We start from the raw sequence: 454 nt of genomic DNA on the forward strand, positions 1-454 counted from the left end.
CCTTTGCATTAGTGAAAGCGAGGGTGAAGAGTTGGAGCGGATCAGCCGTTCGCATTCCGCTCCACACAGTGTGGTTCGTCGTGCGCAGATTGTTCTGGCCTCAGCCGATGGGAGAACAACACTGCGATTGCGCACCGGCTCGGCACCACCAACCCAACGGTTTGCCACTGGCGTAAGTGATGGTTCAAACTGGGGCTCGTCGGACTTTACGGAGAAGCCCGGCCAGGGCGGCCAAAAACTCATGACGAAGAAAAAGTTGCGCAATTGTTGCGTATGGTTCTGCGGAGCAAACCTGCAGACGGCACTCATTGGACGGTTCGCTCGGCAGCATCAGTCACCGGTCTGTCAAAAAGCACAGTGGGGCGCATGCTGGCGCTGTTCGGTGTTCAACAGCATCGCTCGAAAAGCTTCAAGCTCTCGACCGATCCTCTATTTGTCGACAAGGTGAAGGATA

At 55.7% G+C, this 454-nt stretch carries 2 protein-coding genes; one reads left to right on the forward strand and one right to left on the reverse strand.

Translation table 11 applies throughout. From position 1 onward, the window contains the following. Positions 1 to 243: hypothetical protein (locus KP705_RS17640; protein WP_215765220.1), on the reverse strand; the 243-nt coding region annotated here is incomplete at its 3' end. On the opposite strand from KP705_RS17640, the gene KP705_RS17645 reads away from it, so the two are divergent. Beyond that, positions 190 to 454 (forward strand): helix-turn-helix domain-containing protein (locus KP705_RS17645; protein WP_374195577.1); only part of this gene is annotated, 265 nt, incomplete at its 3' end. The genes KP705_RS17640 and KP705_RS17645 overlap by 54 nt on opposite strands.

This window comes from Gluconobacter sp. P1D12_c, from assembly GCF_018812105.1.
GTDB lineage: Bacteria > Pseudomonadota > Alphaproteobacteria > Acetobacterales > Acetobacteraceae > Gluconobacter > Gluconobacter oxydans_A.